This is a genomic window from Streptomyces regalis (genome assembly GCF_001509475.1).
Taxonomy (GTDB): domain Bacteria; phylum Actinomycetota; class Actinomycetes; order Streptomycetales; family Streptomycetaceae; genus Streptomyces; species Streptomyces regalis.
Window position 1 is genome coordinate 1 of sequence record NZ_LLZG01000102.1, and the last position, 8,829, is coordinate 8,829.

The 8,829-nt window shown below is 70.8% G+C and carries 11 protein-coding genes; 6 read left to right on the forward strand and 5 right to left on the reverse strand.

What is annotated here, in order from left to right:
* On the reverse strand, positions 1-793 hold a 793-nt coding region (locus ADL12_RS15435; RefSeq protein WP_062702690.1), incomplete at its 3' end, for an enoyl-CoA hydratase/isomerase family protein.
* A gap of 216 nt (positions 794-1,009) precedes the next feature.
* On the opposite strand from ADL12_RS15435, the gene ADL12_RS15440 reads away from it, so the two are divergent.
* The gene (locus ADL12_RS15440; protein ID WP_062702692.1) at positions 1,010-1,630 is read left to right on the forward strand and encodes a hypothetical protein; all 621 of its coding nucleotides are present in this window, start codon (positions 1,010-1,012) and stop codon (positions 1,628-1,630) included.
* Between the two features lie 123 nt (positions 1,631-1,753).
* Here ADL12_RS15440 and ADL12_RS15445 read toward each other — a convergent pair whose 3' ends face one another.
* The gene (locus tag ADL12_RS15445; protein WP_062702694.1) at positions 1,754-2,884 is read right to left on the reverse strand and encodes an adenylate/guanylate cyclase domain-containing protein; all 1,131 of its coding nucleotides are present in this window, start codon (positions 2,882-2,884) and stop codon (positions 1,754-1,756) included.
* Between the two features lie 104 nt (positions 2,885-2,988).
* The gene (locus ADL12_RS15450) at positions 2,989-3,858 is read right to left on the reverse strand and encodes a biotin--[acetyl-CoA-carboxylase] ligase (protein WP_062702696.1); all 870 of its coding nucleotides are present in this window, start codon (positions 3,856-3,858) and stop codon (positions 2,989-2,991) included.
* 110 nt (positions 3,859-3,968) lie between these two features.
* On the opposite strand from ADL12_RS15450, the gene ADL12_RS15455 reads away from it, so the two are divergent.
* Positions 3,969-5,591 (forward strand): acyl-CoA carboxylase subunit beta, encoded by a 1,623-nt coding sequence (locus ADL12_RS15455; protein WP_062702698.1) that lies wholly within the window; start codon positions 3,969-3,971, stop codon positions 5,589-5,591.
* A 17-nt stretch (positions 5,592-5,608) separates the two neighbouring features.
* The gene (locus ADL12_RS15460; RefSeq protein ID WP_062702700.1) at positions 5,609-5,818 is read left to right on the forward strand and encodes an acyl-CoA carboxylase epsilon subunit; all 210 of its coding nucleotides are present in this window, start codon (positions 5,609-5,611) and stop codon (positions 5,816-5,818) included.
* Here the strand turns inward: ADL12_RS15460 and ADL12_RS15465 are convergent.
* Complete coding sequence (locus tag ADL12_RS15465) at positions 5,815-6,981, reverse strand: SGNH/GDSL hydrolase family protein (protein ID WP_062702702.1); 1,167 nt, start codon at positions 6,979-6,981, stop codon at positions 5,815-5,817. The two genes, ADL12_RS15460 and ADL12_RS15465, sit on opposite strands and share 4 nt — an antisense overlap.
* A 123-nt stretch (positions 6,982-7,104) precedes the next feature.
* Between ADL12_RS15465 and mmpB the strand changes: the two genes are divergently transcribed.
* Together mmpB and ADL12_RS15470 are read left to right on the forward strand one after the other, a co-directional pair.
* A complete protein-coding gene (mmpB, locus tag ADL12_RS57705) occupies positions 7,105-7,233 on the forward strand; it encodes a morphogenic membrane protein MmpB (protein ID WP_279617144.1) in 129 nt (42 codons plus the stop codon).
* Positions 7,234-7,264: 31 nt separating this feature from the next.
* Positions 7,265-7,885 (forward strand): Maf family protein, encoded by a 621-nt coding sequence (locus tag ADL12_RS15470; RefSeq protein WP_062702704.1) that lies wholly within the window; start codon positions 7,265-7,267, stop codon positions 7,883-7,885.
* Here the strand turns inward: ADL12_RS15470 and ADL12_RS15475 are convergent.
* The gene (locus ADL12_RS15475) at positions 7,854-8,369 is read right to left on the reverse strand and encodes a hypothetical protein (protein ID WP_062702706.1); all 516 of its coding nucleotides are present in this window, start codon (positions 8,367-8,369) and stop codon (positions 7,854-7,856) included. The genes ADL12_RS15470 and ADL12_RS15475 overlap by 32 nt on opposite strands.
* 363 nt (positions 8,370-8,732) lie before the next feature.
* On the opposite strand from ADL12_RS15475, the gene ADL12_RS50400 reads away from it, so the two are divergent.
* A partial coding sequence (locus tag ADL12_RS50400) for a biotin carboxylase N-terminal domain-containing protein (protein ID WP_279617129.1) occupies positions 8,733-8,829 on the forward strand: 97 nt, incomplete at its 3' end.

Below are 8,829 nucleotides of genomic sequence, written 5' to 3' on the forward strand. Positions count from 1 at the left end.
ACTCAGGCCTCCGATTCTCGTGGAACGCCGCCACACCCTCCGCCCGGTCCCCCGAAAACGCCGTCGCCCGCCAAGCCGCGTCCTCAACCTCCAGCCCGGCCCGCAGATCCAGCCCGTGCCCCACCCGCAGCGCCCGCTTGGCCGCCCGCAGCCCCACCGGCGAGTTCACGGCGATCCGACCCCCCAGCGCCAGGGCCTCGTCGCGATCCCGCCCCTTCTCCACCAGCACATCCACCAGCCCCAGCTCCCGGGCCTCACCGGCCTCGACCCGCCGCGCGGTGAAGATCAGCTCCGCCGCCCGGGCGGCCCCCACCCGCCGCGGCAGCAGCTGCGTCCCCCCGCCTCCGGGAATCACCCCGACCGACACCTCGGGCAGCCCGACCACAGCCGTGTGGTCGGCCACGATCACATCGCAGGACAAGGCCAGCTCGAAGCCGCCCCCGAGCGCGAAGCCGTGCACCGCGGCGATCGTCGGCACCGGCAACTCCAGCACTCCCGTGTACGCCCCCCGCGCCACGGGCCGCTGCCGCATCAGATCCGCGTCGCTGAACGAATTCCGCTCCTTCAGATCCGCCCCGACACAGAACGCCCGCTCATGCGTCGAGGTCAGCACCACCACCCGTACATCACGGTCCGCCCCCAGCGCCGCGCACGCCCGCGCGATCGAACGGGCCATCTCCGTCGACACGGCGTTCATGGCCTTGGGCCGGTCGAGGGCAAGCTCCGCGACATGCCCGACACCGTCCCCGTGCCGCCGCACCAGCACGAACTCCCCGAACCGCTCCTCGCTCATGACACCCTCCGGTTAACGCGGGTTAACAACATTCGCCCCGATCATCGCAGCCGGACCCCGCCAGGGAAAGGCCCACCACGAGCGGTTCCCGAGTCGAGTCCCGGCACCCCGTTCGAGTGACATCCCGCCCAACTCCCGCCGCACCGCCCACGACAACGCATAACGTGCGCGACACCACGGCGCATTGGGGGCGCGAGTGCGTGGGGAGGGGTAGTGATGGGCGTGACGGCGGAGACATCAGCAGAAACCGGGACGATCGGCGAGGCGGAACAGACCGGTCCCCGCCTCTTCGGCCCCCGCGGCCGCCACCGCCGCCCGCGCCCCCGCAAGGTCCTCCTCGCGGCCGGAGGCCTCGCCCTGGCCGCGGGCGCACTGAGCCTCGTACGGCTGACCCCCGACTCCGACGTCACCGGCCTCAGCGCAACGGAGACGGACCCCACCTCGGATTCCGGCACAGGTACGGACACGGGCACAGACCGCTCGGCGAACGCCGCCGCCACGGCCCCGACACCTGCCCCGAAGGCGAGTCCGTCCGCAACCTCTGTCATGGGCGGCCTGAACGCGACACCGACAACGCACACGATCGTCGTACCGACAACGAACACGACCGCGACACCAGGGCCCGGCACGACGCAGGCCGACGGTCGGGCGCAGCCCCCCACACCCCGCCCGCCGACGCAGACCGGTCACGCATCCCGACCGGCCCCGATCCCGACCACACCGCCCAGCCGGACGGACCCGAATCCCCCGGCCCCACAGCCGGATCACCCCGATGAGGACTCGGTCTGCGTCCCAGTCATCGGCCTGTGCGTAGACCACTTCACCAACGGCGACTGAAGAACGCCCCGCACCGCAACGCCCCTAGGGGCGCGGGGCTGTATCAATATGCGGCTCCGCCGCGTGGGCGCGACCAGCCACAACGAACCCGGGGCCGACCCACAACCGCCACCCCAACGGCGCTCACTCGCCCCCGGCGGGCGCCCTCCGCGTCAAAAGCCACGGCTCGATGACCCCAAGCCCCCGCACCGGCCGCTGCCACATCGGCTGCAGCGCAAACCGATACACCGGCGGCTCCTCCCCCTCCTTCTCCGCCGCGGCCGCGGCCTCGGCGGCCTCCGCCTCCGACGCAGGGGCTTCACCCGTTCGGATGAGTTCCTCCGCGAACGCGCTGTCGACGAGAACGGCGTCCCGCGGAGCTATGGACGTGAGCCGGGAGGCGAGATTCACGGTCGTACCGAAGACATCGCCCATCCGGGTGGTCACCGTGCCGAAGGCGATGCCGACGCGCAGCTCGGGCATCGTCTCGTCGTTGGCCATCGTCTCGATGAGCCGCAGGGCGATCTCGGCGGAGACGGCCGCGTCGTCGGCGGAGTACAGGACCTCGTCGCCGAGGGTCTTGACCAGCCGGCCACCGCGCGCGGCCACCAGGTCGGCGGCCGTGGTCTCGAAGGCCTCGACGAGTTCGCCGAGCTCCTCTTCCTCCATACGGCGGGTCAGCCGGGTGAAGCCGACGAGGTCCGCGAAGCCGACGCACAGGCGCCGGTCGACCATCTCCTCGTCGTCGGCGGCCTGCACGACCCGCCCGGTCGCGGCGGCGAGCTGGCGGCGCCAGACGTAGACGAGGAACTCCTCCAGCTCGGGCAGGAGCAGCTCGACCAGGGGATATGTCACCTCGGTGCGGGTCATGCCCGGCTCCGGCGGCTCGGTCAGGCCCTCCAGGAACGAGTCGATCTGCCAGTCGGCGAGCCGCGCGGTGGTCTGCCCAGTGGACCGTGCCACCTGCACGGCCATGGCCTCGCTGAGCAGCCCCGCCTCGACGAGACCGGCGAGGCGCCTGAGCGCCAGTACGTCGGCCTCGGTCAGCGCCTTGGCCTGCCCGATGTCGGCGAACCCCATGGCCCGCCAGAACCGGGACGCCAGCTCCATGGAGACACCGGCGCTACGGGCCGCCTGAAACGGGGTGTAGCGCCGCTCGGCGCCGAGGATGAGCTGTTCGAGGCGCAGGGCGAGCGGATCCTCGCCGGGGTCGGCGGCGTGGGGGTCCACCCGGCCGTCCGCGCCCGTGCCGGAGCCCGTGTCGTCGACGGTCACGCCTGCTGCCCTTCCGATCTGCCGCGGTCAGTAATCGACCGGCCTTCACTTTACGGCAGGTGTGGGCCACCTCACTCCCGAGAGGCACACAGCCCCTCCCATACCTACGCCGGCCTCAGATGCACGATGTCCCCCGCCCCCACGGGCTCCTGCACCCCTTCTCCCGTAGCCAGTACCAGCCGCCCGTCCCCGTCGATGGCGACCGCCTCCCCCGTGATCGTCCGCTCCCCCGGCAATTCGGCCCGCACGACCCTCCCCAGCGTCGCGCACCCCGCCGCATACGCCTCCTGCAGTCCGCTCACCACCGGGTCCCCCGAAGCGGCCCGCCAACGCCCGTACCACTCCTCCAACGACCGCAGCACGCCCCGCAGCAGCGGATCCCGGTCCGTGCTCACGGCTCCGGCGAGGGCCAGGGAGCCCGCCTGGGGGACCGGCAGCTCGTCCTCACGCAGCGTGACATTGATGCCGACGCCGACGACCACCCCTTCGTTGCCGGCCCGCTCCGCCAGGATCCCGCCGGCCTTGCGTTCCTCGCCGCCGACAGTCACCAGCAGGTCGTTGGGCCACTTGAGTGCCGTATCGACGCCTGCCGCCCGCGACAGGCCCGTCGCCACGGCGACCCCGGTGAGCAGCGGGAGCCAGCCCCAGCGGGCCGCCGGCACCTCGGCCGGGTTCAGCAGGACGGAGAAGAACAGCCCCGAGCGGGGCGGTGCCGTCCACTGCCGGTCGAGGCGGCCCTTGCCGGCCGTCTGCTCCTCGGCGACCAGGACCGCGCCCTCCTCCGCACTGCCCTCGGTGGCCAGGGCCACCAGGTCGGTGTTCGTGGAGCCCGTGCGCTGCACGACCTCGATGTCGCAGTAGAGCCCGCCGTGCCCGCCGTCCTTTACCAGCCCCCGGCGCAGCGCGGCGGCGTTGAGCGGCGGACGGTCCAGATCGGACCAACGGCTGTCGTCAGATGCATCTCGCGGCGTCATGCAAGCCACCCTAGGTGTGGCAAACGCCGCACTGCTGATTCGTAGGCACCCCACTACGCTACGGATGAGTAACCGTCCCCCCTTTTGAGCAGGCAGGGAGCGCCATCCCGATGTCCGAGCCGGAAGAGCGTCACGAGATCCAAGAGACCCAAGGGATCGACATTCACACCACCGCGGGCAAGCTCGCGGATCTCCAGCGTCGTATCGAGGAAGCGACGCACGCCGGCTCCGCTCGCGCTGTCGAAAAGCAGCACGCCAAGGGCAAGTTGACGGCCCGTGAGCGCATCGACCTCCTGCTCGACGAGGACTCCTTCGTCGAGCTCGACGAGTTCGCCCGGCACCGCTCCACCAACTTCGGCCTGGAGAAGAACCGCCCGTACGGCGACGGCGTCGTCACCGGGTACGGCACGGTCGACGGCCGCCCCGTCGCCGTCTTCTCGCAGGACTTCACCGTCTTCGGCGGCGCGCTGGGCGAGGTCTACGGCCAGAAGATCGTCAAGGTCATGGACTTCGCGCTGAAGACCGGCTGTCCGGTCATCGGCATCAACGACTCCGGCGGCGCCCGCATCCAGGAGGGCGTGGCCTCGCTGGGCGCGTACGGCGAGATCTTCCGCCGCAACACCCACGCCAGCGGTGTCATCCCGCAGATCTCGCTGGTCGTCGGCCCGTGTGCGGGCGGTGCGGTCTACTCCCCGGCCATCACCGACTTCACGATCATGGTCGACCAGACCTCGCACATGTTCATCACCGGCCCGGACGTCATCAAGACCGTCACCGGCGAGGACGTCGGCTTCGAGGAGCTGGGCGGCGCCCGTACCCACAACTCCGCCTCCGGCGTGGCCCACCACATGGCCGGCGACGAGAAGGACGCCATCGAGTACGTCAAGCAGCTGCTGTCGTACCTGCCGTCCAACAACCTCTCCGAGCCCCCGGCCTTCCCGGAGGAGGCGGACCTCGCCGTCACCGACGAGGACCGCGAGCTGGATCGCATCGTGCCGGACAGCGCGAACCAGCCGTACGACATGCACACGGTGATCGAACACATCCTGGACGACGCCGAGTTCTTCGAGACCCAGCCCCTGTTCGCGCCGAACATCCTCACCGGCTTCGGCCGGGTCGAGGGCCGTCCGGTCGGCATCGTCGCCAACCAGCCGATGCAGTTCGCGGGCTGCCTCGACATCCAGGCCAGCGAGAAGGCGGCCCGCTTCGTGCGGACCTGCGACGCGTTCAACGTCCCGGTGATCACGTTCGTGGACGTCCCCGGCTTCCTCCCGGGCGTCGACCAGGAGCACGACGGCATCATCCGCCGCGGCGCCAAGCTGATCTACGCCTACGCCGAGGCCACGGTCCCGCTCATCACGGTCATCACCCGCAAGGCCTTCGGCGGCGCCTACGACGTCATGGGCTCCAAGCACCTCGGCGCCGACCTCAACCTCGCCTGGCCCACCGCCCAGATCGCCGTCATGGGCGCGCAGGGCGCGGTCAACATCCTGCACCGGCGCACCATCGCTGAAGCGGAGGCAAGCGGTGAGGATCTGGAGGCGGTGCGCGCCCGGCTGATCCAGGAGTACGAGGACACCCTCCTCAACCCCTACGTCGCGGCCGAGCGCGGCTACATCGACTCCGTGATCATGCCGTCCGACACCCGCCGGCACGTCGTACGCGGCCTGCGTCAGCTGCGCACCAAGCGGGAATCCCTGCCTCCGAAGAAGCACGGCAACATCCCCCTCTAGGCCTGCTGGGAGCCGTTATGAACATCAAGGTCCTACGGGGCAACCCGACACCGGAGGAGCTGGCCGCCGCCCTGGCGGTGGTCCGCGCCCGCGCCGCGGCGGCATCGGCCACGCCGTCCGGCGCGCCCACCCCACGCGACTCCTGGGCGGACCCGGCGCGCATCGCGGCACGCCGGCTGCCGCAGCCGGGGCCGTCGACGTGGGCGCGTACCTACTGGCCCGGCTAGAGGATCGTCGACACGACTTCGGCCATCACCGCGTACCCGGCGTCATTCGGGTGCAGGTGATCGCCGAAGTCGTACGACGGATGCAGGCGGTCGGGGTCCGCCGGGTCGGCCAACGCCCGGTTCAGGTCCACCACCGCGTCGTACCCCCCGGCACACTCCCCCGAGCGGCGAATCCACTCGTTCAGCTCGTGACTCACCTTGGCCGCATGCCCACCCCAGTGGTCCGAGCCCCCGAACGGCAGCAGAGTCGCCCCGATCACCCGCAGTCCCGCCACCCTGCCCTGCCGTATCAACTCCCGGTGCCCGGCGATGAGTTCCTCCGCCTCCACCACCGGCGCCGGCTTGTAGGTCGGCTGCTCGTCCGTCTCGCTGAAGCCGATGTCGTTCAGCCCGAGCAGGACGACCAGCGTGTCCACTCCGGGCCGGTCGAGAACATCCCGGCGCAACCGGCGGATGCCGCCTTCGCCGTACCACGCGGAGTCGTTGAGCAGCAGATTCCCGCCGATGCCCGCGTTGAGAACGGGCCGCCCCGTGCGCTCGGCAAGGGCATCGGACCAGCGGCGGTCCGCCCCCGGCGTGGAACCGAACCCGTCCGTGATCGAGTCCCCGAAGAGCGCGACGGCGTCCGTGCGGCCGGCGTCGACCTCCACCGCCGACAGGAAGTACCAGGACTCGGTCACCGCGTCGAAGCCCTCGCCGCCGGCCTCGGCCGACAGGTCGCCCTCGCCTCGATAGGTGGTCGCGAAGGCCTGGGCGTGGAAGGTCGCGGGGCCGGTGGTGGCGTCGAAGTACAGGGTGACGGTCACGGACTCCCCGGCGGCGACGGCGAGCGGGACGTCATCGCTGACCAGCTCCCCGCGGGCCGTCGTGCCGGAGCCGCGCCATGGATGCAGCTCGGCGTCCCCGGCACCCCCGAAGGTGAGCCGCACGAGCGATCCCGGCTCCACGCCGGCCCCCGCGGCCGTACGCCCCACGCTCGCACCCGCGACACGGACCGGCGAGGCGCCGTACGCGTGGGACAGCCGCACCCGCAACCGCCCACCCCCTGCGGACAGCCGTACGACTTGCCGCAGCGACTGGCGCCAGAAGCCCTCGCGGGACCAGTTGGGCGTGAAGCCCTCGCTGGGCAGCTGAGGTGACGCGGTCCAGGAAGCCGTGAACATGGCAGCACATCCTTCAAACGGAACTGAAGCCCCTTTAGCTAATGGGACCGTAGCACCGTTTACGAAAAAGTTGAGTACGCGTACTCAGGCGCCGCCCCGGACCCCCGATCGACGATGGAAGGCATGCTGTGGTCCGACCCCGAGAACGAGCCGCCCAAGGAACTGCGCGACATGCAGGAGATGTTGCGGCGGCTGGGCGTTCTCATGGCGCTGGCCATGGTGCTCGCGATGATCGTGATCGGACTGAGGTGAGTCCGGCCGGGCACGCCGATACGCTGACGGCATGACTGATCAGCCCCGCCGCCGACTCATCCTCGCCTCCGCCTCCCCCGCCCGGCTCAACCTCCTGCGCCAGGCCGGCCTGGACCCCGAGGTCATCGTGAGCGGCGTCGACGAGGACGCCGTCCACGCGTCCACCCCCGCCGACCTGGCACTGGCCCTGGCCGAGGCGAAGGCCTCCGTCGTGGCGGCGAAGCCGGAGGTCAAGGGCGCGATCGTGATCGGCTGCGACTCGGTCCTCGACCTGGACGGCGAGGCCCTGGGCAAGCCGGCCGACGCCGAGGAGGCCACGGCGCGCTGGAAGTCGATGCGCGGCCGGGCGGGCACCCTGCAGACCGGCCACTGCATCTACGACACCGTCACCGGCCGCTACAGGTCGGCGATCGCCTCCACGGTCGTCCGCTTCGGCGAGCCGACCGACGAGGAGATCGCCGCGTACGTCGCCTCCGGCGAACCCCTCTATGTCGCCGGGGCGTTCACCCTGGACGGCCGCTCGGCCCCGTTCATCGACGGCATCGACGGCGACCACGGCAATGTGATCGGCATCAGCCTGCCGCTGGTACGGCGGCTGCTGGCCCAACTGGGCATCGGCATCACGGAGTTGTGGGCGCCGGCGGAGGGGTGACCGGGGATCCGCCCGCCGGAGCGCCGTCGGCAGGGGAGCCGTCGCCGCCCTTGCCCCCGTCGGGAGCGGCGCCGGCGGGCTCCTCGGGCGCGGCCTGGGCGTCGTACGTCATCAGCAACAGCACGATCAGGCCGAGTACGACGACCATGAACAGGAACGCCGTCCAGCCCACCAACCCCCAGGCGAACGCGCCCAGCAGCCCGTGCACCACGGCCGAACTGATCAGCAGCATGCGCCCGAAGCCGGCCGGAGCGCGGTCGCGCACGGCCACGAGCAGGGCCACCAGGCCGCACAGCGCGAAGTAGGCACCGAAGACCAGACCACCGATCTTCGAGGACATCGACATCACGTCCGGGTCCAGGCCCGCCAGGGACATGTCCTGCCGGTCGACGACCACGCCGAGGAACCACTGCACCGCCGCGATGCCGAGCCCTTCGGCGAACAGCACGACCGCCACCACCCACGCCACCGGCCTGCGTATCACCGGCCCCCACCCACTTCCGAGCTCCGCGCCGTTACCGCAAGTACGTACGAGACATCGCGAACGCTACTAACGGGTAAACCCCGGGACAAGGGTTCGGGCGACAGCAAAGAATCATTGGGCCATTCGTAGGGATTCCACAAAGAAACCGAGTGGCCCGCAGCACGTGATGACAGAGACCTTGACCACAGCGGAGGGCTAGGGTTTCCGGGGAGAGACCTGCGTGCCGAGGCGCGACATGGGATTTCGCAGGTGGAGCGAGCCTGGAATCACGCTCCGTGTGGGCAAGCTCACCACTGGGGACGGGTCGATGTGGCGTGTCGGCAGTCCCTAAACTCGGCTTGTTTCAAGGAGGGAGCCTCAATCGTGCGCAAGGTGCTCATCGCCAACCGTGGCGAAATCGCTGTCCGCGTGGCCCGGGCCTGCCGGGACGCCGGGATCGCGAGCGTGGCCGTCTATGCGG